This window comes from Pectobacterium nicotianae (genome assembly GCF_023272715.1).
GTDB lineage: Bacteria > Pseudomonadota > Gammaproteobacteria > Enterobacterales > Enterobacteriaceae > Pectobacterium > Pectobacterium brasiliense.
This window is the reverse complement of record NZ_CP096821.1, coordinates 442343-466695: the sequence shown is the minus strand read 5'-3', so window position 1 is coordinate 466695 and position 24353 is coordinate 442343. Positions and strand designations below refer to the sequence as shown.

General features: G+C 51.6%; 25 protein-coding genes. 8 read left to right on the top strand and 17 right to left on the bottom strand.

Annotation, left to right across the window (positions count from 1 at the left end; translation table 11 throughout):
• Positions 1–147: 147 nt before the first annotated feature.
• From bfr to MYB54_RS01965, 10 genes are all read right to left on the bottom strand, one after another.
• Positions 148–621: a bacterioferritin gene (bfr, locus tag MYB54_RS02010; RefSeq protein ID WP_010286186.1), complete on the bottom strand. Its 474-nt coding sequence runs from the start codon at positions 619–621 to the stop codon at positions 148–150.
• A gap of 72 nt (positions 622–693) precedes the next feature.
• Positions 694–888 carry a bacterioferritin-associated ferredoxin gene (gene bfd, locus MYB54_RS02005; protein ID WP_005970281.1) on the bottom strand — a complete coding sequence of 65 codons (195 nt, stop codon included), beginning with the start codon at positions 886–888 and terminating at the stop codon, positions 694–696.
• A 204-nt stretch (positions 889–1092) separates the two neighbouring features.
• Positions 1093–2277 (bottom strand): elongation factor Tu, encoded by a 1185-nt coding sequence (tuf, locus tag MYB54_RS02000; protein ID WP_014913795.1) that lies wholly within the window; start codon positions 2275–2277, stop codon positions 1093–1095.
• A gap of 69 nt (positions 2278–2346) precedes the next feature.
• On the bottom strand, positions 2347–4461 hold the full coding sequence (fusA, locus tag MYB54_RS01995; RefSeq protein ID WP_014916816.1) for an elongation factor G: 2115 nt from the start codon (positions 4459–4461) through the stop codon (positions 2347–2349).
• 96 nt (positions 4462–4557) lie between these two features.
• Positions 4558–5028, bottom strand: coding sequence for a 30S ribosomal protein S7 (rpsG, locus tag MYB54_RS01990; RefSeq protein WP_009111198.1), 471 nt, complete (start codon positions 5026–5028; stop codon positions 4558–4560).
• Positions 5029–5124: 96 nt separating this feature from the next.
• Complete coding sequence (rpsL, locus tag MYB54_RS01985) at positions 5125–5499, bottom strand: 30S ribosomal protein S12 (protein ID WP_005969567.1); 375 nt, start codon at positions 5497–5499, stop codon at positions 5125–5127.
• 131 nt (positions 5500–5630) lie between these two features.
• Positions 5631–5918, bottom strand: a complete 288-nt coding sequence (tusB, locus tag MYB54_RS01980) for a sulfurtransferase complex subunit TusB (RefSeq protein WP_010296976.1) — start codon at positions 5916–5918, stop codon at positions 5631–5633.
• Between the two features lie 17 nt (positions 5919–5935).
• Entirely contained in the window at positions 5936–6295 is a 360-nt protein-coding gene (gene tusC, locus MYB54_RS01975; RefSeq protein WP_014916817.1) for a sulfurtransferase complex subunit TusC, read from the bottom strand.
• 9 nt (positions 6296–6304) lie between these two features.
• The gene (gene tusD / locus MYB54_RS01970) at positions 6305–6694 is read right to left on the bottom strand and encodes a sulfurtransferase complex subunit TusD (protein ID WP_010277471.1); all 390 of its coding nucleotides are present in this window, start codon (positions 6692–6694) and stop codon (positions 6305–6307) included.
• Positions 6694–7416, bottom strand: coding sequence for a helix-turn-helix transcriptional regulator (locus MYB54_RS01965; RefSeq protein WP_010296984.1), 723 nt, complete (start codon positions 7414–7416; stop codon positions 6694–6696). The genes tusD and MYB54_RS01965 overlap by 1 nt, the downstream gene beginning before the upstream one ends.
• 178 nt (positions 7417–7594) lie before the next feature.
• Between MYB54_RS01965 and eptA the strand changes: the two genes are divergently transcribed.
• The 3 genes from eptA to pmrB are packed head-to-tail and all read left to right on the top strand — an operon-like array spanning position 7595 to position 10997.
• Complete coding sequence (eptA, locus tag MYB54_RS01960; protein WP_043901919.1) at positions 7595–9241, top strand: phosphoethanolamine transferase EptA; 1647 nt, start codon at positions 7595–7597, stop codon at positions 9239–9241.
• Positions 9238–9906, top strand: a complete 669-nt coding sequence (gene pmrA / locus MYB54_RS01955) for a two-component system response regulator PmrA (protein WP_039549937.1) — start codon at positions 9238–9240, stop codon at positions 9904–9906. The genes eptA and pmrA overlap by 4 nt, the downstream gene beginning before the upstream one ends.
• On the top strand, positions 9903–10997 hold the full coding sequence (gene pmrB, locus MYB54_RS01950; RefSeq protein ID WP_205594807.1) for a two-component system sensor histidine kinase PmrB: 1095 nt from the start codon (positions 9903–9905) through the stop codon (positions 10995–10997). Before pmrA ends, pmrB begins: the two co-directional genes overlap by 4 nt.
• Before the next feature lie 69 nt (positions 10998–11066).
• On the opposite strand, the gene glyA is transcribed toward pmrB, so the two are convergent.
• Together glyA and MYB54_RS01940 are read right to left on the bottom strand one after the other, a co-directional pair.
• A complete protein-coding gene (glyA, locus tag MYB54_RS01945; protein WP_248721450.1) occupies positions 11067–12338 on the bottom strand; it encodes a serine hydroxymethyltransferase in 1272 nt (423 codons plus the stop codon).
• 32 nt (positions 12339–12370) lie between these two features.
• A complete protein-coding gene (locus MYB54_RS01940) occupies positions 12371–13183 on the bottom strand; it encodes a YggS family pyridoxal phosphate-dependent enzyme (RefSeq protein ID WP_248721449.1) in 813 nt (270 codons plus the stop codon).
• Between the two features lie 103 nt (positions 13184–13286).
• Between MYB54_RS01940 and pdxR the strand changes: the two genes are divergently transcribed.
• The gene (gene pdxR / locus MYB54_RS01935; protein ID WP_248721448.1) at positions 13287–14780 is read left to right on the top strand and encodes a MocR-like pyridoxine biosynthesis transcription factor PdxR; all 1494 of its coding nucleotides are present in this window, start codon (positions 13287–13289) and stop codon (positions 14778–14780) included.
• A 133-nt stretch (positions 14781–14913) separates the two neighbouring features.
• Here the strand turns inward: pdxR and fkpA are convergent, their stop codons facing one another.
• On the bottom strand, positions 14914–15732 hold the full coding sequence (fkpA, locus tag MYB54_RS01930) for an FKBP-type peptidyl-prolyl cis-trans isomerase (protein ID WP_039281941.1): 819 nt from the start codon (positions 15730–15732) through the stop codon (positions 14914–14916).
• A 282-nt stretch (positions 15733–16014) separates the two neighbouring features.
• On the opposite strand from fkpA, the gene MYB54_RS01925 reads away from it, so the two are divergent.
• Positions 16015–16233 carry a protein SlyX gene (locus MYB54_RS01925; protein WP_010277499.1) on the top strand — a complete coding sequence of 73 codons (219 nt, stop codon included), beginning with the start codon at positions 16015–16017 and terminating at the stop codon, positions 16231–16233.
• 116 nt (positions 16234–16349) lie between these two features.
• On the opposite strand, the gene slyD is transcribed toward MYB54_RS01925, so the two are convergent.
• The 4 genes from slyD to kefG all read right to left on the bottom strand — a co-directional run bounded on the left by slyD (position 16350) and on the right by kefG (position 19797).
• A complete protein-coding gene (slyD, locus tag MYB54_RS01920) occupies positions 16350–16934 on the bottom strand; it encodes a peptidylprolyl isomerase (RefSeq protein ID WP_039498070.1) in 585 nt (194 codons plus the stop codon).
• A 120-nt stretch (positions 16935–17054) separates the two neighbouring features.
• Entirely contained in the window at positions 17055–17249 is a 195-nt protein-coding gene (locus MYB54_RS01915) for a YheV family putative zinc ribbon protein (protein ID WP_181025865.1), read from the bottom strand.
• 183 nt (positions 17250–17432) lie between these two features.
• Positions 17433–19244: a glutathione-regulated potassium-efflux system protein KefB gene (gene kefB / locus MYB54_RS01910; protein WP_014916828.1), complete on the bottom strand. Its 1812-nt coding sequence runs from the start codon at positions 19242–19244 to the stop codon at positions 17433–17435.
• 1 nt (position 19245) lies between these two features.
• Entirely contained in the window at positions 19246–19797 is a 552-nt protein-coding gene (kefG, locus tag MYB54_RS01905) for a glutathione-regulated potassium-efflux system ancillary protein KefG (protein WP_014916829.1), read from the bottom strand.
• A gap of 125 nt (positions 19798–19922) precedes the next feature.
• On the opposite strand from kefG, the gene MYB54_RS01900 reads away from it, so the two are divergent.
• From MYB54_RS01900 to MYB54_RS01890, 3 genes are all read left to right on the top strand, one after another.
• Positions 19923–21830, top strand: a complete 1908-nt coding sequence (locus MYB54_RS01900; RefSeq protein WP_014916830.1) for an ABC transporter ATP-binding protein — start codon at positions 19923–19925, stop codon at positions 21828–21830.
• Positions 21831–22055: 225 nt separating this feature from the next.
• Entirely contained in the window at positions 22056–23240 is a 1185-nt protein-coding gene (locus tag MYB54_RS01895; protein WP_014916831.1) for a toxic anion resistance protein, read from the top strand.
• Positions 23241–23274: 34 nt separating this feature from the next.
• Positions 23275–24288, top strand: a complete 1014-nt coding sequence (locus tag MYB54_RS01890) for a 5-bromo-4-chloroindolyl phosphate hydrolysis family protein (protein WP_080589431.1) — start codon at positions 23275–23277, stop codon at positions 24286–24288.
• The last annotated feature ends 65 nt before the right edge of the window (positions 24289–24353 follow it).

The following is a 24353-nucleotide window of genomic DNA, read 5'->3' as shown; positions in this document are numbered from 1 at the left end:
CTTACCTAGTTTCGGTAAGCTCGCGCATTATACGCAAATTGGCTGGGGAAGCAATAAGCAGGACGAAATGATTTTAACGCGGCCGGAGCAATGTGCACAGTCCGGCCGAATTGGGGCATAAATTGCATAGCAGGCTATGATAATCAGTTACTCAGCTTTTAGCTGAGCTTGAAGATAGTTTTGTATGCCAAGACGTGAAATCAAGTCTAATTCTGTTTCCAGCCAGTCGATGTGCCCTTCTTCATCGGCAAGAATTTCTATCATTAGATCCCTACTGACGTAGTCATGCACCGAATCAGCATAGGCAATTGCCTCACGCAAATTCTTTGCGCCATCCAATTCAAGTTGAAGATCAGAACGTAAGATCTCCTCGACATCCTCGCCAATGTTTAACTTACCCAAATCCTGTAGATTCGGGATGCCTTCGAGAAACAGGATTCGTTCGATGTAGCGATCAGCATGTTTCATTTCGTCAATAGACTCATGATATTCGTGATCGTTAAGACGGGTTAAGCCCCAGTTTTTAAACATTCGGGCATGAAGGAAATATTGGTTAATGGCTACCAGCTCGTTGCCCAATAACTTATTCAGGTGTGTGATGACTTTTTTATCGCCTTTCATGACATGCTCCTCCGCTCCAGTTCTTAAAGTGTAGAACCGGTAAGCAGAGAGTCAAAAAAACAACCCTACATTTTATGCCACTTCATACATATCAGGAATTTTAGCCTGCTCTTCCTCAAAAATGACACGCGCCTGACGAATACACTTACCGCAATCTGTCCCGATAGGGACGAGCTTGCGTAATTGCTGCATGGATTGAGGCTGGTGCTGACGAACAGCATTACGAATGACTTTGTCAGAAATTGCGTTGCACAAACACACATACATATCAGGATGACTCATTATTATCGCGAGTGTCTTTCGCACTACCTTTCAGGACACTACAACCAGCATTTGAAACCGCTCCTAGCGATTTTTTAACCAACTGAGTTATTCTAAATAAGAATTATTTTTATTTCAATTTCCATCTAATCATTTGGACGTAAAAAAAGGCACCGAAGTGCCTTTTTCATGCATTAAGTTTATCAGCGATTAAGCGATAACTTTAGCAACAACGCCCGCGCCTACTGTACGGCCGCCTTCACGGATGGCGAAACGCAAACCGTCGTCCATCGCGATTGGGTGGATCAGGGTAACAACCATTTTGATGTTGTCGCCCGGCATTACCATCTCTACGCCTTCTGGCAGTTCGATGGTGCCCGTTACGTCAGTTGTACGGAAGTAGAACTGAGGACGGTAGCCTTTGAAGAACGGAGTATGACGGCCGCCTTCATCTTTGCTCAGGATATACACTTCGGATTCGAACTGAGTGTGCGGCTTGATTGAACCCGGCTTAGCCAGTACCTGGCCACGCTCGATTTCTTCACGCTTGATACCACGCAGCAGAACACCAACGTTCTCGCCTGCACGACCTTCGTCCAGCAGTTTGCGGAACATTTCTACGCCAGTACAGGTAGATTTCGCCGTATCTTTGATACCAACGATTTCAACTTCTTCACCGACTTTAACGATACCGCGCTCTACACGACCGGTAACAACGGTACCACGACCGGAGATGGAGAATACGTCTTCGATTGGCAGCAGGAACGGCTTGTCAATTGCACGCTCTGGTTCTGGGATATAAGAATCCAGGTGCTCTGCCAGTTCGATGATTTTTGCTTCCCACTCAGCTTCGCCTTCCAGCGCTTTCAGAGCTGAACCACGAACCACTGGGGTGTCGTCGCCTGGGAAGTCGTACTGAGACAGCAGCTCACGTACTTCCATCTCAACCAGTTCCAGCAGCTCTTCGTCATCAACCATGTCACATTTGTTCAGGAACACGATGATGAAAGGAACGCCAACCTGACGACCCAGCAGGATGTGCTCACGGGTCTGAGGCATTGGGCCGTCAGTCGCAGCAACAACCAGGATCGCACCGTCCATCTGGGCAGCACCGGTGATCATGTTTTTCACATAGTCGGCGTGTCCCGGGCAGTCAACGTGCGCATAGTGGCGAGACGGGGTATCGTACTCAACGTGAGACGTGTTGATGGTGATACCACGTGCTTTTTCTTCTGGTGCGTTATCGATCTGGTCGAATGCACGCGCGTTACCACCGTAGGTTTTAGCCAGAACGGTAGTGATTGCAGCAGTCAGAGTCGTTTTACCATGGTCAACGTGGCCGATAGTACCGACGTTAACGTGGGGTTTTGTACGTTCAAATTTTTCTTTAGACACGGCGATATTCCTTACTCAAATGCTCTCCCCCTATGGAGAGAGCACGGGATTTTGTTTTAACCCTGAGGCTTATTTACCACGGGCTTCAATTACGGCCTGAGCAACGTTGTTAGGCGCATCATCGTACTTCAGGAACTCCATGGAGTAAGAAGCACGGCCTTTGGTCAGAGAACGCAGTTGAGTTGCGTATCCGAACATTTCAGACAACGGAACTTCAGCGTGAATCACAACGCCAGTAACGTTAGATTCCTGACCACGCAGCATACCACGACGACGGCTAAGGTCACCGATGACGTCACCAGTGTTCTCTTCCGGCGTTTCAACTTCAACCTTCATGATCGGCTCAAGCAGAACAGGTTTTGCTTTCTTAAAGCCGTCTTTAAAGGCGATAGAAGCAGCCAGTTTAAACGCCAGTTCAGAGGAGTCAACGTCATGGAAAGAACCGAAGTGCAGACGCACGCCGAGATCAACCACTGGGTAACCAGCCAGAGGACCCGCTTTCAGCTGTTCCTGAATACCTTTATCAACGGCAGGTATGTATTCACCAGGAATTACACCACCTTTGATGTCGTTGATGAACTCGTAACCTTTCGGATTTGAGCCCGGCTCCAGTGGGTACATGTCGATAACAACATGACCATACTGACCACGACCACCAGACTGCTTGGCGTGTTTACCTTCGATATCGGTAACTTTCGCACGAATCGCTTCACGGTAAGCAACCTGTGGTTTACCCACGTTCGCTTCAACGTTGAATTCACGCTTCATACGGTCAACGATGATATCGAGGTGCAATTCACCCATACCAGCGATGATAGTCTGGTTAGATTCTTCGTCAGTCCAAACGCGGAAAGACGGGTCTTCTTTAGCCAGACGGCCCAATGCCAGACCCATTTTTTCTTGGTCAGCTTTGGTTTTCGGTTCTACCGCGATGGAGATTACCGGCTCTGGGAATTCCATACGTTCCAAAATGATGACGTTATCTGGATCACACAGAGTGTCACCCGTCGTTACATCTTTCAGACCGATAGCAGCAGCGATATCGCCCGCACGAACTTCTTTGATCTCTTCACGCTTGTTAGCGTGCATCTGAACGATACGACCAAAACGCTCACGTGCTGATTTAACTGGGTTCAGTACGGTGTCACCGGAGTTAACTACACCAGAGTACACGCGGAAGAACGTCAGGTTACCAACAAACGGGTCGGTAGCAATTTTGAACGCCAGAGCAGCAAACGGCTCTTCATCACTCGCGTGACGCTCAGCCGGCGTGTCTTTACCGTCATCCAAAAGACCATTGATCGCAGGTACGTCAACTGGGGATGGCAGGTAGTCAACTACTGCATCCAGCATCGCCTGAACACCTTTGTTCTTAAATGCAGAACCACAGGTTACCAGGATGATTTCGTTGTTCAGAACGCGCTGACGCAGAGCTTTTTTGATCTCTTCTTCAGTCAGTTCTTCACCACCCAGGTATTTCTCCATCAGCTCTTCAGAAGCTTCTGCTGCGGATTCGATCAGGTTTTGGTGCCATTCTTCAGCCAGTTCCTGCATATCAGCTGGGATATCTTCGTATTCGAAGGTCACACCCTGATCGGCATCGTTCCAGTTGATGGCTTTCATTTTCACCAGGTCAACAACACCGGTGAAACCTTCTTCAGCACCAATTGCCAGCTGCAGCGGAACAGGGTTCGCGCCCAGACGGGATTTGATCTGACCAACAACTTTCAGGAAATTCGCACCCATGCGGTCCATTTTGTTAACGAACGCAATGCGTGGAACTTTATATTTGTTTGCCTGACGCCATACGGTTTCAGACTGCGGCTGAACACCACCAACTGCGCAGTAAACCATTACCGCACCATCAAGTACACGCATGGAACGTTCTACTTCGATAGTGAAGTCAACGTGTCCCGGGGTGTCGATGATGTTTACGCGATGCGGTTCATACTGCTTAGCCATACCAGACCAGAATGCAGTAGTCGCTGCGGAAGTGATAGTAATACCACGCTCCTGCTCCTGCTCCATCCAGTCCATGGTAGCTGCGCCGTCATGAACTTCACCGATTTTATGGTTTACACCAGTGTAGAACAGAATACGTTCGGTAGTAGTGGTTTTACCGGCGTCGATGTGCGCACTGATACCGATATTACGGTAGCGTGCGATGGGTGTTGTACGAGCCATTTGTATCCTCTATTTACTAGGGCGTTCAATTTAGTTAACCCAAGCGGGTTGGCTATTTTTAGCGCCCGCTTGGTTAGCATGACTACAGCGAAGGGATTACCAACGGTAGTGAGCGAACGCCTTGTTAGCTTCGGCCATACGGTGAACGTCTTCACGTTTCTTAACAGCAGTACCTTTGTTTTCTGCTGCATCAGAAAGTTCGTTCGCCAGGCGCAGAGCCATAGATTTATCACCGCGTTTACGAGCAGCTTCTACGATCCAACGCATTGCCAACGCATTACGACGAACCGGACGGACTTCTACTGGTACCTGATAAGTAGAACCACCAACGCGGCGCGACTTAACTTCGACAGTCGGGCGAACGTTGTCCAGAGCTACTTCAAAAGCTTCCAGATGATCTTTACCAGAACGCTGAGCCAGGGTCTCCAGCGCGGTATAGACGATTGCTTCTGCAGTAGATTTTTTACCATCTACCATCAGGATGTTTACAAATTTGGCCAGCAGTTCTGATCCGAACTTAGGATCCGGCAGAATTTTACGTTGACCAATGACGCGACGACGTGGCATGGAAATACTCCGTTGTTAATTCAGGATTGTCCAAAACTCTACGAGTTTAGTTTGACATTTAAGTTAAAACGTTTGGCCTTACTTAACGGAGAACCATTAAGCCTTTGGCTTCTTCACGCCGTATTTGGAACGGGATTGCTTACGGTCTTTAACACCTGAGCAGTCCAGCGCGCCACGAACGGTGTGGTAACGCACACCTGGCAGGTCTTTAACACGACCGCCACGGATCAGGATCACGGAGTGCTCCTGCAGGTTATGACCTTCACCACCAATATAGGAGGTAACTTCAAAACCGTTGGTTAAACGAACACGACATACTTTACGCAGTGCGGAGTTCGGTTTTTTAGGGGTGGTAGTATATACACGGGTACATACGCCACGTTTCTGCGGGCATGCTTCCAGCGCCGGAACGTTGCTTTTAGCAGCCTTCAGGGAGCGTGGTTTGCGTACCAGCTGGTTAATCGTTGCCATTCAAAAAGCTCCTGGGTTTTGCTTCGTAAACACGTAATAAATCGCCTCATGTTTGCGCAAGGCAAAGTATGAGGACGCAGAATTTTAGGGCTGGCAGTGGAAGGAGTCAAGAAATATACAAAAATTCGGCGTTACCACGCGAGTTGCTGCGGGTGCTCCACTGTCAGTTGAACAAACTGATTATAGTCAATGAGTGTCACATTGTTTGAAATTTGTTCAGTCATTCCTCTTGCCGCGGTATCAGGCTGGAGCGCGTAGAGAAGAACCGCTGAATCAAGAAGACGCTGAATAATATCTCCACCAGCCAGCGCAGCGATAACACCGTCTTGCAATAAGACCAGCGCATCACCCTGATCCAAGCTGCGCAAGAGTGCATCCAGGTCAACGTGATAAGGAGAACGTGAGAGCGTATGCAGCATAAAGGGGAGATCCGTCGCTAGAATGAAAGGATGGAATGATAATCGGCCAACTTACTGCGCCATGCTTGCGGCCCTAATAGCTCTACATCCAAAACCCAGTCTGTGCCTATACTCAACCCACGCTGGCGCGCAGAAGTCTCGCACAGATAACAAGCGTCGATATCGTATAACGGCAGCACGCCAAACGTTGCGATGTAATTACGCATCAAAATCTTTTCCGGCTGTTGATGCGGCAGCAGTTGCAGTACGCCATCACCAACAAAAAATACGCCAATCTCTTCCGTCAGGGCTGACATCGCCAATAGTGCATCCAGCCCTTCCCGTCCGGAAGCGCTCCCATGTGGAGAATGCGTAAAAACAAATGCGACTCGCTTCATAACGCTACCTTAAAACTGAATAACCCGATCGCAGGTCAGCACCGATTGCGCCAGTTCCCCCAGCCCGCTCAGAACAAAGCCGGGTTGCAGATTCGCGCCAGCAAGGTTGAGCTGAGTCGCTTGCTGCGCGTCGGTCACACCTCTGCGTAATGCCGCAGCGACACAGACATTCAGCGCCACCTGATGCGTTTCGCCCAACTGCTGCCAGGCGCGTACAAGATCAAACTCATCATTAGCGGGTGACGTTAGCTGGTTGGCATTTAGCACGCCCTCGCGATAGAAGAACACGCTTTTCAGTCTGTGCCCTTCAGCTAACAGCGCCTGTGCAAACTGCAACGCGCTGCTCGCTTGCTGTGTGCCATAAGCCGGGCCGGTCACCAGCAAACAGTAACTCAGCATTAACGTTCGTGCCCGCTGAAGTCGCCGCTTTTGAATTGACGAATATAAAGGTAGACCGTGTGTTTGGAGATATTGAGGCGTTCGGCGACCTGGTTGATGGCGTCTTTAATATCAAAGATGCCTTTCTCATACAGGCTCAGTACGATTTGGCGATTTTTCGCATTATTGGAGACATTGCGATCCGCATTGACTTCCTCAATCGAAAATTCCAGCGTTTGTGCCACGAGATCATCAACGGATGACGCAAAGTTAACAGAAGAGGCGGCATCATGCGTTTCAGGTGGAATAAAGGTCTGCACAATCTGGGAGAAAGGCACATCCAAATTCATGTTGATACACAGCAGCCCAATCACGCGCTGATCGCGATTGCGAATGGCAATCGTCACTGACTTCATCAACACGCCGCTTTTTGCGCGGGTAAAATAGGCTTTCGACACGCTGCTATCTTCACCTGCCATGTCATGCAGCATGCGCAATGCAAGATCCGTAATCGGCGAGCCAATCTTCCTGCCGGTATGTTCCCCATTCGCAATACGCACGGCGGAACATTTAAGATCCTCAAGCGAGTGCAACACAATCTCACAATGCTCGCCAATTAACATGGCCAAGCCATCAACCACCGCTTCATACGATTTCAGGATCTCATAGTCCGTTTGACTGAAAGGACGTTCATCCAGCAAATCAAGCTCATAAGATTCGCCAGATACAAGCGAATTAGACATGGCAGACACCACCCTCAACGTCATCTATTTATTTTGTATTGACAGGGGACACAGTCTAGCAAATGTCCACACTCGCGTCCCTGAATTTAACGGGCTACCTCTTAAGGTTGCATTAATTTAATCCCGCTAGAGTCAGCGTCTTCTTTCCTCTCCATCATGGAAATCACGAGAGACGTGTATGAAAAAACGAATACCGATGGGCAGACCACACCTGAGCAGCATCACGTTCGTGCTGATATTTTCTGCCTTTATTACTCTGGTCCAGAACATTGCCTACTACCGCCAAACGCTGAAACTGCTGGACATGACAGACTGGGTTGCTATCCCTTTCTTTCTCAGCATGCCCGTTGTGATTTTCGCGGTGCTGAATATCATTTTCACACTTCTGGCAGTACCTTATCTGCGTAAGGCCGTCATTGTTCTTTTTCTGCTGACCGGTGCCGCAGCGCAATACTTTATGCTGAACTACGGCATTATCATTGACCGAACCATGATCCAGAATATCCTGGAGACAACAGCTGGCGAATCCTTTTCACTGCTTACGCCACAGCTTGTCGCCTGGGTATTCTTTATTGGCGTCATTCCTGCGGCACTCGCCGTCTGGATAAAAATAAAGCCCGCCAAGCCGACAACGCTCTATATTGGCATGCGCTTTCTTAGCATCATTATTTCGTTATTCGCTATTTTATCTATCGCGGCATTCTTTTATAAAGATTACGCCTCGTTCATGCGTAATAACAAAGAGTTGGTAAAAGCAATTACGCCCAGCAATATTGTGGCGGCCAGCTTGTCCTACCATAAACATAGTGTGCTGGCTAACTTGCCTCTGGAGCAAATTGGTCTGGATGCCCACAAAGCGGCCCCACCGTCCCCGACGGCAAAAAAGAATCTGGTTATTCTGGTGGTTGGCGAGACATCCCGAGCGCAAAACTTTTCGCTGGGTGGCTACGGGAAAGAGACAAATCCGCTGCTGGCAAAAGACAATGTGATTTATTTTGAAAACACCTCATCGTGTGGCACATCAACAGGCGTTTCCGTTCCCTGCATGTTTTCCAACATGCCGCGCCAAAGCTTTAACGGCGATGTAGCCAGCCATCAGGAAGGGCTGCTGGATATATTACAACGGGCAAAGGTTAACGTACTTTGGCAAGAAAATGATGGCGGCTGCAAAGATGCCTGTACACGAGTGCCAACGGTTGATGTGACATCGCTGAAACTGCCGGGATTATGCATCAACGGCGAATGCCACGATGAAGCGTTATTCCACGGCGTTGAAGACTACATCAATAAGCTCGATAACGACGGAATTATCGTATTACATACGATAGGCAGCCACGGCCCGAGCTACTACCAGCGCTACCCTGATGCCTTTAAGAAATTTACGCCAACGTGCGATACCAATCAGATTCAGACCTGTACGCAGGAAGCGCTGACCAACACGTATGACAATACGATCCTGTATGTCGATTTTGTTGTGGATAAAGCGATCAATTTACTGAAACAGCATCAGGATAAATTTAATACGTCGCTGGTTTACCTGTCCGACCACGGCGAATCGTTAGGGGAAAACGGCATCTACCTGCATAGCATGCCCTACTCTATTGCGCCGAAGCAGCAAACGCATGTGCCAATGCTAATGTGGTTATCAACGGGTTATCAGCAGCAACAAGGTATTCAGGATTCCTGTCTGCGCCAGAACGCGAAGCAGCTGGATTACTCGCAAGATAATCTTTTCCATACCATACTGGGGATGTTTACTATCGCCACGAAAGAATATCAGCCTCAGCTTGATATCCTTCATCCGTGCAGGGACAAGGCAACATGAAATTATTGATTGTTGAAGACGATAAGCTGTTGCAGGAAGGATTATTATTGGCGTTGAGTCATGAAGGTTATGCCTGCGATTGTGCAGGCACGGCCAAAGAAGCGGACGCGCTCATCGGCAGCGCGCATTACAGTCTGGTTATTCTCGATCTTGGCTTACCGGATGAAGACGGACTCACCCTGCTCTCACGCTGGCGTAAGAATCATTACCAGCATCCCGTACTCATCTTAACGGCGCGGGATAAGGTAAACGATCGCGTCAGCGGGCTGGATGTCGGCGCAGACGATTACCTTGCCAAGCCCTTCGCACTGACGGAATTACAGGCGCGCGTACGCGCGCTGATTCGCCGCAATCAGGGTTCAAGCAACAGCACAATACAGGTCGACAACATTACGTTGGACTTAAACAATCAACAGGTGTTACTGGACGACAAGCCAGTGGTGCTAACGCCAAAAGAGTTTGCGATCCTGTCCCGTCTGGTGTTGAAAGCCGGTTCTCAGGTACATCGCGAGGTCCTGCATCAGGATATCTACGCCTGGAACGACGACCCGTCCTCCAATTCGCTGGAAGTGCATATCCATAATCTGCGTCACAAGATAGGGAAAGACCGCATCCGAACCCTGCGAGGTTTTGGCTATCTGCTGACTAAAGGTGAACAGCCATGAAGAGCGATGCCGACACCGTTACCAGCATGCGTCGTCGTTTGGTGCTGGCGCTGGGCGGCATCCTGCTTGTCTGTCAGATGATCAGCGTATTCTGGCTTTGGCACGAAAGCGAAGAGCAAATCAGCCTGCTGGTTGATAAATCCCTGAGCGCCAGCGCTCAGAACATGCAGATCGATCAAGAGATCAATGAAGCGATCGCCTCGCTCAGTATCCCAAGTCTGGTGATGGTCATTCTGACATTGCTCATGTGCTTTCAGGCGGTCAGTTGGATCACTCGTCCGCTTTCCCGTCTACAGGAAGAATTGCAGGATCGCACGGCGGAAAACCTGGAGCCACTGCCACAGCAGAGTGACATTAAAGAAATCGCTGCTGTCACCCATACCATCAACCAGCTTTTTCAACGTCTGGACGAAACGTTGAAACGCGACAGGCAATTTACTGCGGATGTCGCTCATGAATTACGAACCCCGCTATCCGGTATTCGACTGCACCTCGAACTGCACCAGCAACAACACCAGATTGACTGTAGTTCACTCATCAAACGCATTGATAAAATGGTGAAAACGGTGGAACAACTTTTGCTGCTTGCGCGTGTCGGGCAAGAGTTTTCAGCGGGCCATCACCAAAATGTCGCGTTCCTGAAAGACGTCATTTTTCCTATGCAGGATGAACTGGCCGAGATGCTGCAAAAACGTCAGCAGACGCTGAAATGGGTATTGCCGCCAGAAGATATCACGCTGCGCGGCGATGCGACGTTGCTCCAGCTACTGCTACGCAATCTGGTAGAAAACGCCTATCGCTATAGCACGGAAGCCAGCCAGATCACCGTAAGCCTGAGTACGCGGCAACATCTTGAACTACAGGTTGAGGATGAAGGGCCGGGGATCGATGAAAGCAAGGTCGGTGAATTGAGTAAGGCGTTCGTTCGCATGGATAGCCGCTATGGCGGTATCGGTCTCGGACTAAGTATCGTGACACGCATTGCTCAGTTGCACGATGGAAAATTTTTCCTCTGCAACCGACCGCAACGTTCTGGCGCCCTCGCCCGCGTGGTGCTCACCGCCCCTGACGAATACCCCGATTCCGCCTGAAAAATAAAGCAGCGCCCCACACCGCATAGTCGTGAGACGGCACATCCCTGTGCACAAACCTCACCTGCGTTATTGGTACACAGGATAGCGTTGGCACAGCGCCACTACCTGCTGGCGCACACGATCGCATACCGCCGTTAATGCGCCATTCCCTTCGCCAAGCCCATCCAGTACATCACATAACCATTCCGCCAGTTGCTCGCACTCCGCCACACCAAAACCGCGCGTCGTCACGGCTGGCGTTCCAATACGCAGACCTGAGGTCACAAAGGGTGAACGTGGATCGTTAGGCACCGAGTTCTTGTTTGTCGTGATGTAAGCCTCGCTCAGTGCAGCATCGGCATCTTTACCGGTATACGGCTTGTCGGATAGGTCAATCAGTATCAAATGGTTGTCGGTGCCATCAGAGACAATCTTGTAACCGCGTTGCTGGAGAACGCGTGCCATGGCACGGGCGTTGGTCACCACCTGACGCTGATAAACCGTGAATTCAGGGCGTAACGCTTCCTTGAATGCCACCGCTTTGGCGGCGATAACGTGCATCAACGGACCGCCCTGAATACCGGGGAATACGGCAGAGTTAAGTTTTTTGTAGAACTCCTCGCTCTGACCTTTGGCTAAAATAATCCCACCGCGCGGGCCGCGCAGCGTCTTATGGGTTGTGCTGGTTACAACGTGAGCATGAGGGAGCGGATTCGGATACTCTCCGGCAGCCACCAAACCAGCAACATGCGCCATATCCACCCAGAAAATAGCGCCTACCTTGTCAGCAATCGCGCGCATACGAGCCCAATCCTTATGGCGAGAATAAGCGGAGAACCCGCCGATTAGCATCTTTGGCCGGGTTTCCAACGCAATACGCTCCATTTCATCGTAGTCGATCAGCCCAGTATCAGGGTCTAACCCATAGGGGACGATCTTGTAGTGGCGACCAGAGAAGTTGGAGGGATTACCGTGGGTCAAATGCCCGCCCTGAGCGAGGTTCATGCCCATCACGGTATCGCCCGGATTAGTCAATGCCAGAAACACGGCCGCATTAGCCTGAGCGCCAGCATGAGGCTGGACGTTAGCATAATCGCAGTCAAACAGCGCTTTGGCCCGTTCGATAGCCAGACGTTCAGCCACGTCGACATACTCACAGCCGCTGTAGTAGCGCTTGCCTGGGTAGCCTTCCGCATATTTGTTGGTGAACACGGAGTTCTGGATCGCCATCACCAGCGGACTGGCGTAGTTCTCTGAGGCGATAAGTTCAATGTGAGTTTCCTGCCGGTGTTCTTCATGCCGGATGGCGTCGGCCAGTTCCGGGTCGAAGTCAGTAAGGGTAAGAGAAGCGTCATACATGGGCATCGTCCTATGCGTTAGTCATTGGTTTTTTAATCGTGTGATTCTGTGAGAGGTTCGTCAGGCCAGTAGTAGCTATCCGGCAAAGGGCGCGCACCAAAGATTGCCTGCCCGACGCGTACCACGGTGGCACCTTCCTCAATGGCTATTTCAAAATCGCCGGACATCCCCATGGATAATTCATCCAGCTCAATGCCGACCGGAAGGTTTTGCTGCAACCGATCGCGTAACTGACGCAACCGTATAAAACACTGACGCACGCGTTCAGCCTCGCTGGAGAACAGCGCGAGCGTCATCAACCCGCGCACACGTAGCGCAGAGAATGCGGGAAGCGCCTGAATAAACGCGGGGACATCTTCAGGCGACAGGCCGTATTTGCTGGCCTCACCGGAGGTATTCACCTGCACAAATACATCCAGCGAGCGCCCTTCAATCTGCAAGCGACGATCCAGCGCTTCAGCCAGCCGCAGACTGTCCAACGCCTGAAACTCACTAGCGAAGCGTGCCACCAGCTTAGCCTTGTTGGTTTGCAGGTGACCAATGACCGACCACTGTAAATCGGTTAAATCCTGCATGGCTTCCCATTTACGGAACGCTTCCTGCACCTTGTTTTCACCCAATATCCGACAACCAGCCGCATGGGCCATACGCAGGCGTTTTTCAGGCTTGGTTTTGCTAACGGGCAGCAGCCGCACTGTTGCAGGATCGCGGCCGACGCGCTGACAAGCTGCTGCAATACGAGCCTGAACTGCCGCCAGATTGAGTTGGAAGTCATCAACCGTGACAGCGTCGGGATAGCAGCCGTGCCTGTCGTGGCGAGTTTGAGTATCGGAGGATATCGACATCAGCGTCACTCCTGACGAAAAAGATGAATGGATTGTGAAACGTATTTATAGATTTAAAATAGCTGGATGTTCCCCACCATTTTCCCGATAAGAGGCAGACCAATTGTTCAAACACGCCCAGCTTGAATCGGTCAAGGCCTGGATTGGCGACCCCGCGCAAGGTGCCCTACCCCTGCACGCTCGTATCCAGCGAGCGATTCGCCAGTTAATCCTCGATGGCGTTCTTGATGTGGGCAAGCCCTTACCCGCCTCACGCGCACTGGCTATATCACTAGGGGTGTCGCGTGATACGGTCGAGTCGGCTTATAGCCAACTGCATGCGGAAGGATTTATCGAACGTCGCGTCGGCAGCGGCAGTTTCGTGTCGGAGCGGGCAAAGCGTCTGCCGGCGCGTGGCAAAGCCCGGAAAACGGGAGATAGCAGAGCAGAGCTACGCCTCAGTCAACGCGGCAGCGCTATGTTCCAGAATGGTGGGGTGCGCGACTTCATCATCCCGCGTGCGTTCGCGCCCGGCGTACCAGAAACCCGCAGTTTTCCCCTCCAGACATGGGAACGACTGGAACGGCAGGTACTAAAAGAATATGGCACGCGGGCACTACTACACAGCCCACCGCAGGGCATGGAAGTGCTAAGGCGCGCCATCGCAGATTATGTCAATCTCGAACGGGGAGCTCGCGCCACGCCCGAACGCGTACTGGTGCTGACCAGTTCCCAGCAAGCGCTCACCCTGTGTGCGACTGTATTGCTGGATGCTGGCGATCCGATCTTCCTTGAAGATCCCGTGTACCACGGCGCACGCAAGGCATTCGAGGCGGCCGGACTCGCGTGCGTGCCGATCCCGTTAGATGCCGATGGTTTGCAGATTGAACACCTGCTTGAGGCAAGCAACAAACATAATGTGCCCGCTAAAGCCGTGTTCCTGACGCCCTCACACCAGTTTCCAACTGGCGCAACGCTGGCGCTGGATCGGCGTCTGGCCGTGATTGAATGGGCATGGCAGCACCAGAGCTGGATTATTGAAGACGACTACGACAGCGAGTTTCACTACGCGGGCAAACCTACCGCGTGCGTTCAGGGGCTCGACCCGCACGATAGAACGATCTATATCGGTACCTTCACCAAATCGCTGTTTCCCGGCCTGCGCATCGGCTACATGGTACTGCCGCCGCAGTTGGTTACTCCCATGACCGTGGCCCGCACGCTGATGGATGGGCACAGCGCGCCCATTCCACAGCTCACGCTGGCGCGTTTTATCGAAGGAGGCCATTTCGGTGCCCATGTACGCACAATGCGCGCCGTTTATGCCGAACGCCGCGATGTGCTGGCACGGCTGGTGCGCCAGCATCTGGCTGATTTCGTGGAGCCACGAGTGCCAGCCGGAGGCATGCAGATGCCGTGTATCTTCATCCGTGACATCTCTGAACGTGACGCCGTGGAGTCCGCGCGTCGGGCCGGCATCGATCTACTCGGGCTAACAGCACTGTATACGTCGGGCCAGCATCAGGCTGGTTTCCTCATGGGATTTGCTGCCCACGCACCGCATGAACTGGAAACGGCGGTCAAGACGTTGGCGAAGGTGCTACGCGCACTGTGCTGATGATAGGTTGCAGGTGGTGGATGACAGATAGGTGCCGTCACGGTTAACGGAAAAGGGATTCGATCGCAGGGAAATGATGGTGAAAAAAAACCGCAGGTCGAAGCCTGCGGTTATATCGCCATGATCGCGATGCTTATTTAGCCGCTTTCTCTTCGGCTGCTGGTTTTTCAGCTTTCGCATCATCCGCTGCTTTCAGGTCAGCTTCAGATTTAATGTCCAGCAGTTCAACGTCAAACACCAGCGTGGAGTTAGCCGGAATGCCAGGCACGCCGTTCTCGCCATAGGCCAGAGCCGGTGGGATAGCCAGCTTGATTTTGCCGCCTTTCTTAACGTGCTTCAGACCTTCAGTCCAGCCTGGGATCACGCCATCCAGACGGAAAGACAGTGGCTCACCGCGTTTGTAGGAGTTGTCGAACTCGCTACCGTCAACCAGCGTACCTTTGTAGTTAACCACTACGGTGTCGCTGTCTTTCGGCGCGTTGCCGCTACCTTCTTTCTCAACCTGATACAGAAGGCCAGATGCCGTTTTCTTCACGCCTTTTTCTTTGGCGAAGGACTCAAGATACTTAGCGCCTTTATCCGCGTTATCTTTCGCATCTTGCTTCATCTTGGCTTCAGCAGCGGCTTTCACTTTACCTTCAAAGCCTTGCAGCGTTTTCTCGATTTCTTCGTCAGTCAGCTTGCTCTTATCAGCAAAGGCATCCTGCACGCCAGCAATCAGCTGATCTTTATCCAGTTTGATACCTAATTTTTCTTGTTCTTTCAGAGAGTTATCCATGTAACGCCCTAAAGATGCACCTAACGCATAAGCCGCTGCCTGCTCATCGTTCTTGAATTTGGCTGCCGCAGTGGTGTCAGATGCCTGCGCTTTGTCTGCCGCCAGAGCCTGGCCCGCGTTCAGAGCCAGAGCCATCGTTGTTGCTAACAGCGTTACTTTAAACAGTGATTTCATCCATTTCTCCAGCATCTGGAGCGACGCGCTCCAGCCATCATTAAAATAAATTCGCGCCTACTATAACTGTGCGGACGAAGACAACACAACGACGCACGCGACAATCCTTTGATAAAAAACGTCAGGAAGCTTTTCTGACATCATTTGTGTCGTCCTAAGGCCTTCTGGCAACAATATGCCCCGATCCGGATAGTGCATTGCGCCCTACTGCGACCGTTTTTACTACCAGAAGTTTCCGCTTTCTGACAAACTCGCGGGTAACAAGAAGTAAGGGGAATACCGATGTCACCATCAGCACTTGAAGAACGGCTCGAACAGTTGGAAAGCCGACAGGCTTTTCAGGAATTAACCATAGAAGAACTTAACCAAACGGTTATTCAACACGAGCGGGAAATTAGCCGCCTGCGTGAGCATGTCCGTCTCCTCACCGATCGGCTGCGCAGCCAGCAAACCTCGCTCGTTGCCCCCCAGTCGGAAGAAACGCCGCCGCCGCATTACTGAGATTCGCGACCCGTTATGCCGGCGCTCACCACCGTCCAGATATAACAATAAATAAAAAAACCTCAGGTGATCTTCATCAACCTGAGGTTTCTTTTGTGCGTATGCGCTACGACTAATTAGTGGCAGCCGCATCCACCGTTGCCGCCGCAGCCGCCTTTACCGTGCTGGTGACCGTGATCGTGGTCGTGATCATGGCCGTGACCGCCACAGCAGCCGTCGCCGTGTTCATGATCGTGTTCGCCGTGAACGTGACCGTGCGCCAGCTCTTCTTCCGTCGCTTCGCGGATAGCAACAACTTCAACGTTGAAGCTCAGGTTTTGGCCTGCCAGCATGTGGTTGCCGTCGACAACAACGTGGTCGTCTTCAACTTCGGTGATTTCAACTGGCACTGGACCCTGATCGGTCTCAGCCAGGAAACGCATGCCAACCTGTAGCTCGTCAACGCCCATAAAGACATCTTTCGGTACGCGCTGAACCAGATTCTCATCATAGTTGCCGTAAGCATCGTTGGAACCGATGTTCACATCAAATTTCTCGCCCGCTTCACGGCCTTCCAACGCTTTTTCCAGACCAGAAATCAGGGAACCGTGACCATGCAGATAGTCCAACGGCGCGCTCACCGGAGACTCATCAACCAACACACCGTCTTCTGTACGTACCTGATAGGCCAGGCTGACCACCAGATCTTTTGCTACTTTCATGATATCTCCTACCGTTGGAAATCAAACTGGCGCAAATTGTAGCTGAAAAATGTCCCTATGTACCGTCTGGAATCAAAAAACGTCAACGGTTGATGACAATGCCACCACGACACGCGTCCCTCATTCTGGCCGGAAGATCCCGATAATCTCGTTAGCCTGCGGGGCGGATGCTACCGCAGGTTCCTCTGTCTGGCTCTGGCGATATCCGCACTTCACGCACACCACAACCTCGACGTCATCTTCTCGTCCAACGGCAAGCGTGTCCTGCGCCTGACACGTCGGGCACACCGCCCCTGCAATAAAACGTTTACGCATGATAACTCCCATTCATCTCCGCCCTAAAATCTAGAACCTGGAATCTATTCTACTAGGCGTTATTGGCGCAGACAGTTTGGACTCGGACAGCGCGCAGAAACCGGAGCGTACACGTAGTACGTGAGGATTTCGAGCACTGCCCAGGTTCAAAATGGCAAGTAAAATAGCCTAGAGAATAGGTTCTTACTCGTCGTCCTCATCCCACACACTAGGCCGACGTCGCTCGCGCAGCATTTCCCGCTGGAAAATGTCCTCCAGCTCACGGCGAGCCTCTTTCACACGAGAGATTTGCGCGACATCCCCCGTCAGTTGCGGCACCAGTTCACGCAGCATACGCATATCGAGACGGCGGAAATGCTGTTGCGCACGCATCGCCTGATGGGGGTGCATGCCCACCGTCACCAGCGTTTTACGCCCTAACTCCAGCGCACTGGAAAAGGTTTCACGCGAGAAATGTTTTACGCCCGTCTGTAACAGCTCATGAGCTTCCACGCGCCCACGGGCCCGCGCCAGAATCTCCAGATTTGGAAAGTGTTGCTGACAGAGATGCACAATCTCCATCGTATCTTCCGGCGCATTACAGGTAATCACGATTGAACGCGCTTTATCCGCGCCCGCCGAGCGCAGCAGTTCCAGCTCCGTGGCATCGCCATAATAAACCTTATAACCATAGCTACGCATCAGGCTCACGGCGCTGATATCACGCTCCAGAACGGTAATCCGCATTTTGTTCGCCATTAATAAGCGACCAATCACCTGTCCGAAACGCCCGAAGCCCACCACAATCACCTGCGGTTCGTCGTCCTCGACATACGGTTTCTCATCCGGCACATCCTGCACGTTATAGCGACGTACCAGAATGCGGTCGATCAACTGCATCAGCAGCGGCGTCGTCATCATTGATAGCGTCACCGTCACCAACAACAGCGGCAGTTGCTCGCCTTTCAATACGTTGAATGAAGCCGCTGCGGAAAACAGGACGAAAGCGAACTCACCGCCTTGACTCAGCACCCCGGCAAACTGCAAGCGCTCGGAGCGGCGCATACGGTTAATTCGCGCAAGGACATACAGTACGGCCGCTTTCACTGCCACCAGCACCAGCACCGCAACCATAATCTTCACGATGTGGGTGTAGAGGATCCCGAGATTCAGTGCCATTCCTACAGAGATAAAGAACAGCCCAAGCAGCAAGCCTTTAAACGGCTCAATGGCAATTTCCAATTCATGCCGATATTCGCTTTCCGCCAGCAGAATGCCGGCGATAAAGGTGCCTAACGCCATGGAAAGCCCCAATGCTTCCATAAACAGCGCAGAACCGAGCACCAGCAACAGCGCAGCGGCGGTGAACACCTCGCGCACGCCGGATGCCGCAATAAAGCGGAACAGCGGACGCACCAGATAACGACCACCGATTAACATGCCGAGAAACGCGGCGACCTTCAGCCCAATTCGCTCCCAATCGCCGAAGTCACCCTGCACACCGGCCAAGATGGGAATCAGTGCCAGAGCAGGGATAACGGCCAAATCCTGAAACAGCAGAACAGAGAAGCCCAGTTGCCCCGACTCATTGCGGTTCATGCCCTTTTCGCGCATCAGCTGCAGCGCCATAGCCGTTGACGACATCGCCAGCCCCACGCCGCCAATCAGCGCGGACTGCCACGAGAAATCAGTCAGATACAAGGCGCCGCCTAAAATCAGCGTACTCAGCCCGACCTGGGCCGCCCCAACGCCAAAGATCGAGCGGCGCAGCGTCCAGAGCTTGGACGGATTCAGTTCCAGGCCAATGATGAACATCAGGAAAACGACACCCAGCTCCGAGAAATGCAGGATGGCTTCCACATCACGGATAAAGCCAAGCCCCCAAGGGCCAATGGCGATCCCTGCGATCAAATAGCCCAGTACGGCACCAATGCCTAATCGGGCAGCAATCGGTACAGCTACGACCGCCACAAACAAAAATAAGACTCCGGCGGTCAGTAGCGCGGAACTCTCCATATTAGCGTTCCTCTTCAGGTAAAGGGGAGGATAGCCATTCACCGTAAGCTTTGGCTTGACTCAACAACACATCAGGCTGTAACCGACGCGCCCAGTAAATAATCATGGGATGCATCCAGTGCATACGGCACATTGCTGCCGTAAGCTCAAACGGACGTAGCAAATCCTCCATCGGGTAGCGATTGCTCCCGTCAGGATGGTAGGCATCTTCCGGTTCACCGGTCGTAATCACCGAGCGCCAATATTTCCCCGCCAGCGCATTCCCGCCGATCCCATTGGCAAAACCACGGGATAACACCCTATCGAGCCACTCTTTCAGCAAAGCCGGGCAGCTATAGGTATAAAACGGATGTTGGAAAACAATGACCTGATGCTCACGCAGCAGCTGTTGCTCATGATGAATATCGATAAAAAAGTCAGGATAGTGTGCGTAAAGATCGTGCACAGTTACATTCGCCAACTGCTGAGCCGGTTGCAATAAGATCCGGTTCGCTACCGAGTCCTGTGGTTCCGGATGGGCATACAGCAGCAAAATCTTCGGTGGCTGCGACATCATTCCCCTCCAAAGCGTCGTCATAATAATCGTTTTCCGTTACCATGCAGCGCAACGACTAAAAACAGGGCACCGCGTGTCCTGATATGTCCATAATTTAACATACTCTGAACATACGGCGCTTTATGATTGTTTTCTCTTCGCTGCAAATTCGACGTGGTGTGCGCGTTCTGATCGACAACGCGACAGCAACGGTTAACCCCGGCCAGAAAGTCGGTCTGGTTGGCAAGAACGGCTGTGGTAAATCTACGCTGCTGTCATTACTGAAAGGTGAAATCAGCGCCGATGGCGGCAGCGCGACCTTCCCGCAAAACTGGTCACTGGCCTGGGTCAATCAGGAAACGCCTGCGTTAGACAAGCCTGCGCTGGACTACGTGATTGACGGCGACCGTGAGTTTCGCCAGTTGGAAGCCGCGTTGCAGACCGCCAACGAAGAGAACGACGGCAACGCCATCGCTACGCTGCACGGCAAGCTAGATGCGATTCAGGCCTGGACGATTCAGGCCAGAGCATCAAGCTTGCTCAATGGGTTAGGATTTTCTCAGTCACAGTTACAGCAACCTGTCAGCGCCTTTTCCGGCGGCTGGCGGATGCGTCTGAATCTGGCACAGGCGCTGATCTGTCGTTCAGACCTTCTGCTGCTGGATGAACCAACCAACCACCTCGATCTGGATGCGGTCATCTGGCTGGAAAAGTGGCTGAAAAACTACACGGGCACGCTGGTCCTTATCTCGCACGACCGCGATTTCCTCGATCCGGTGGTAACCAAGATCCTGCACATCGAGCAGCAGTCGCTCAATGAGTACACCGGTAATTACTCCTCGTTTGAACGCCAGCGCGCCACCCGTCTTGCACAGCAGCAGTCGCTCTATGAACATCAGCAGGAGCGCGTCGCACATCTGCAACACTATATTGACCGCTTCCGCGCGAAAGCGACCAAAGCCAAGCAGGCGCAAAGCCGGATAAAAATGCTGGAACGCATGGAGCTGATTGCGCCAGCGCATGTCGATAACCCTTTCCGCTTCAGCTTTCGTGCCCCGGAGTCGTTGCCCAATCCACTCATGAAGATGGAAAAGGTCAGCGCAGGCTACAACGACAAACTGATTCTGGAATCCATCAAACTCAATTTAGTGCCGGGTTCCCGCATCGGGCTGCTCGGCCATAACGGTGCGGGTAAATCCACGCTGATCAAACTGCTTGCTGGCACGCTCGCCCCACTGAAAGGGGAAATTGGCTTGGCGAAAGGCGTGAAGCTCGGTTACTTCGCCCAGCACCAGTTAGAGTTCCTACGTGCGGACGAATCGCCCTTGCAGCATCTGGTGCGTCTGGCAGAGCGGGAAACGGAACAGCAACTGCGCGACTACCTCGGCGGCTTCGGTTTTCAGGGCGACAAAGTCACAGAGATCACCGAGCGCTTTTCCGGTGGCGAAAAAGCCCGTCTGGTGCTGGCACTGATCGTCTGGCAGCGTCCCAACCTCCTGCTGCTCGACGAACCGACCAACCACCTCGATCTGGATATGCGTCAGGCGTTGACCGAAGCGTTAATCGATTTTGAAGGCGCGTTGGTTGTCGTCTCGCACGATCGACACCTGATCCGTTCTACTACGGACGATCTCTATCTGGTGCACGACCAGAAAGTAGAACCGTTCGACGGCGATTTGGAAGACTACCAGCAGTGGCTGGTCGGCCTGCAACGTCAGGAAAATGCGGCTGATGAAACGCCAAAAGAAAATGCCGCCAACAGCGCGCAGGGCAGAAAAGATCAGAAACGCCGCGAAGCTGAATTGAGAACGCAAACGCAGCCGCTGCGCAAACAGATAACCAAGCTTGAACAGCAGATGGAAAAGCTGGGGGAAACGCTCGCAGCGCTTGAAGCTCGGCTGGCGGACAGTGCCATCTACGACATCAGCCGCAAGGCCGAACTCACCGATTGCCTGCAACAACAAACCAAAGTCAAAATCGAGCTGGAAGAAACGGAGCTGTCCTGGCTGGATGCGCAGGAACAGCTAGAGCAGATGATGCAGAGCGAGTAAATTGCGTTTTCCCACCCGAGCGGGCGCCCCCCGCTCGCTTTCCCATTCTTTTCTTTCGCTATCACGACATTATCTTAAGAAGTGATGATAATGCGCATTGAGCGCAATATTTCCCCAAGGTAATATTTAGCAATTAATCTACTGATTTCTACACACTAACCTATTCACCGATATTGAAGGCCGCAAGGCATAAAACGGCCGAACAATAAGGCAAGGACAACATTTATGATGGAAAATACGCCGTCTGTTTCTACTGATTCCCTTTCTGCTACGCTCACCACTTCTGGCAACAACGCCGTCCCCCTGACAGCAGGCGATGCGTTATCTGAGCTCAACCTGTCGCAGCTTAGCGAGCAGGAAAAAAGCGAAGTATCAGTACTAGTCAATAAAATTGATATTACTGACCCGATGCTGTCCATCTCTTACGCCGCAAACACCATGGGCAATATTTCGCGTTTTTCAGAATCTTTAATGCAGGAAGTCAGAGCAAAAGATGCGGGCGTGATTGGCGAACAGCTGACAGATTTGCTGATGAAGGTAAAGTCGGTCGACCTCACCGTGTTTGACACTAAGCAAAGCTTCCTCGCATCTTTCCCATTGATAGGAAAACTGTTCAACACCATCCAGCGTACGCTGCTGGAATATCAAACGCTGGCACAGCAGGTTGATACCGTTTCTAAAAAACTCGAAAGCGCCATGATGGAGCTCTTGCGTAATATCTCCACGCTGGAACAGCTCTTCATACGCAACCGCGAGTATTTTCAACAAATCACGCTGCATATCATGGCCGGTAAACAGAAATTGGCAGCCATTCAGTCTGGCGATCTGACCGCCGCACAGGAAAAAGCACAGCGCACCAACGACCCGATGGATATGCAGTACGTGCGTGATTTAGTGAGCAACATACAGCGCTTTGAAAGACGACTGCACGACCTGATGATGTCCCGCACCATCGCGATCCAAACCGCGCCGCAAATTCGCTTGATGCAAAGTAATAGCCAGTCGCTCGCCGAGAAAATTCAGAGCAGCATTCTCTCCACAATTCCGTTGTGGAAGAGCCAGATCGTGATGGCGATAACGCTGCATTCACAGCGCAAATCGGCAAAACTGCAAAAAGACGTCTCTGATACTACCAATGCCATGCTGAGAAGAAATGCAGAAATGCTCCAGCTCGGCACTGTTGAAACCGCGCGGGAAGTCGAACGCTCGATTGTGGATATCGAAACCTTACGCGAGGTGCAAAGCCGCCTTCTGAACACCATCGAAGAAACCGTCACGATTGCCAATGACGCCAGAACCCGTCGGGCTGATGTAGAAAAAGAACTAGGCACGATGGAAACGGAGCTAAGAACGCGTCTGGCCGAGATTGCAGCGAACCAACAACACGCGATGCAGCAACGTTCTGCATAAATAATTTCGTTTTGATAAGTGGTCTTCATTGAATATGCAAAACGCATCTTCCCCTCCAGATGAGGGATGGCAAAAGAAACTAGGTCGTTTGTGCCTGACGCTGCTTAAGATCTGGGGATTAGTCTGGGCTGCTTTTATCGTCTCTGCGCTGATCACTATACTGTTTCTAGGTAAATTATATCCAGACCTCATGGCGGACGAAAACGTTCAAACTCGTGTTTTCATCGTGAATGCTTTCAGCTTAATTCTGCTGTGGTACGCCTTTACACGGTCTCAGGTTGACATGATTTGGCCACTTGTGGCTGGCGTAATTTGGTTCATTGCGCATGATGCCCTATTCGTTCTGGGATGGATTGCGGCAGCGTGGTGGATAATCAAAGTATGCTCCGAGATTTCTCATCCTCGTCTTGGCACAGCTATTCAGTTTCTTTTAGTTTTCATCATCATCATGAGCTACACCGATGTGCATAGGTTTGGTGAACACCCGTTCTATAATACGGCCTTCGCCACGTGTATTGTTCTAGGTGCAATGAGCCATTACCAAGGGAAAACTGCTTTCAAAACAAGGAAAGACCAACCCAAAACTCCCATTCCGGCACCAGCCCCTATGTCGTCTAAACCTTCGCAGCCAGTTGTTACACCGCCTGTTCAGAAAGCAATTACGTTTGAGAGCCGTATCGTACGGTTGCAAAACTTACAGAAGCTCCCCACCGAGCTTCTCGACGAACTGAAAATTATCGTTGAGTACGGACAGCTTATTGTCACGTGTATGAAGGAAGATCCCAAGGATGTGGAGCCGGGTACGGCGTTTCTTAATCGTTATCTTCCTGCCGTAGAGAAAATGGCTGGCGAGTTTGTCAGGCTCTCGACCCAATTGGAAAAACACGGCAAATCAGATGATTTTCTGCTGAAGAATGTTACTGCCCTGAAAGCACTCGGTTCCGCCTTTCAACAGCAACACGCACGGCTGCTGGAGAACGATACGTTGGATTTTGATGTCGAACTTAACCTGGTAAATAATCTATTAAAAACAGATGGTTACAAGTAAATCTCTCCGATAATATTCTGCTAACCGTGTAGTTCCTAAGTCGCGAGCGAAAAACCGCTCGCGAT

Bases quoted from the DNA above. Each gene is read 5' to 3' on its own strand.
- rpsG (WP_009111198.1), bottom strand. From the start codon at position 5,028: ATGCCACGTCGTCGCGTCATTGGTCAACGTAAAATTCTGCCGGATCCT.
- kefB (WP_014916828.1), bottom strand. From the start codon at position 19,244: ATGGAGAGTTCCGCGCTACTGACCGCCGGAGTCTTATTTTTGTTTGTG.
- fusA (WP_014916816.1), bottom strand. From the start codon at position 4,461: ATGGCTCGTACAACACCCATCGCACGCTACCGTAATATCGGTATCAGT.
- MYB54_RS01890 (WP_080589431.1), top strand. From the start codon at position 23,275: ATGCAAAACGCATCTTCCCCTCCAGATGAGGGATGGCAAAAGAAACTA.
- MYB54_RS01925 (WP_010277499.1), top strand. From the start codon at position 16,015: ATGTCACCATCAGCACTTGAAGAACGGCTCGAACAGTTGGAAAGCCGA.
- pmrA (WP_039549937.1), top strand. From the start codon at position 9,238: ATGAAATTATTGATTGTTGAAGACGATAAGCTGTTGCAGGAAGGATTA.
- eptA (WP_043901919.1), top strand. From the start codon at position 7,595: ATGAAAAAACGAATACCGATGGGCAGACCACACCTGAGCAGCATCACG.
- kefG (WP_014916829.1), bottom strand. From the start codon at position 19,797: ATGTCGCAGCCACCGAAGATTTTGCTGCTGTATGCCCATCCGGAACCA.
- pmrB (WP_205594807.1), top strand. From the start codon at position 9,903: ATGAAGAGCGATGCCGACACCGTTACCAGCATGCGTCGTCGTTTGGTG.
- MYB54_RS01940 (WP_248721449.1), bottom strand. From the start codon at position 13,183: ATGTCGATATCCTCCGATACTCAAACTCGCCACGACAGGCACGGCTGC.
- glyA (WP_248721450.1), bottom strand. From the start codon at position 12,338: ATGTATGACGCTTCTCTTACCCTTACTGACTTCGACCCGGAACTGGCC.
- tusD (WP_010277471.1), bottom strand. From the start codon at position 6,694: ATGCTGAGTTACTGTTTGCTGGTGACCGGCCCGGCTTATGGCACACAG.
- bfr (WP_010286186.1), bottom strand. From the start codon at position 621: ATGAAAGGCGATAAAAAAGTCATCACACACCTGAATAAGTTATTGGGC.
- bfd (WP_005970281.1), bottom strand. From the start codon at position 888: ATGTATGTGTGTTTGTGCAACGCAATTTCTGACAAAGTCATTCGTAAT.
- tusC (WP_014916817.1), bottom strand. From the start codon at position 6,295: ATGAAGCGAGTCGCATTTGTTTTTACGCATTCTCCACATGGGAGCGCT.
- MYB54_RS01895 (WP_014916831.1), top strand. From the start codon at position 22,056: ATGATGGAAAATACGCCGTCTGTTTCTACTGATTCCCTTTCTGCTACG.
- MYB54_RS01900 (WP_014916830.1), top strand. From the start codon at position 19,923: ATGATTGTTTTCTCTTCGCTGCAAATTCGACGTGGTGTGCGCGTTCTG.
- tusB (WP_010296976.1), bottom strand. From the start codon at position 5,918: ATGCTGCATACGCTCTCACGTTCTCCTTATCACGTTGACCTGGATGCA.
- MYB54_RS01965 (WP_010296984.1), bottom strand. From the start codon at position 7,416: ATGTCTAATTCGCTTGTATCTGGCGAATCTTATGAGCTTGATTTGCTG.
- slyD (WP_039498070.1), bottom strand. From the start codon at position 16,934: ATGAAAGTAGCAAAAGATCTGGTGGTCAGCCTGGCCTATCAGGTACGT.
- MYB54_RS01915 (WP_181025865.1), bottom strand. From the start codon at position 17,249: ATGCGTAAACGTTTTATTGCAGGGGCGGTGTGCCCGACGTGTCAGGCG.
- rpsL (WP_005969567.1), bottom strand. From the start codon at position 5,499: ATGGCAACGATTAACCAGCTGGTACGCAAACCACGCTCCCTGAAGGCT.
- fkpA (WP_039281941.1), bottom strand. From the start codon at position 15,732: ATGAAATCACTGTTTAAAGTAACGCTGTTAGCAACAACGATGGCTCTG.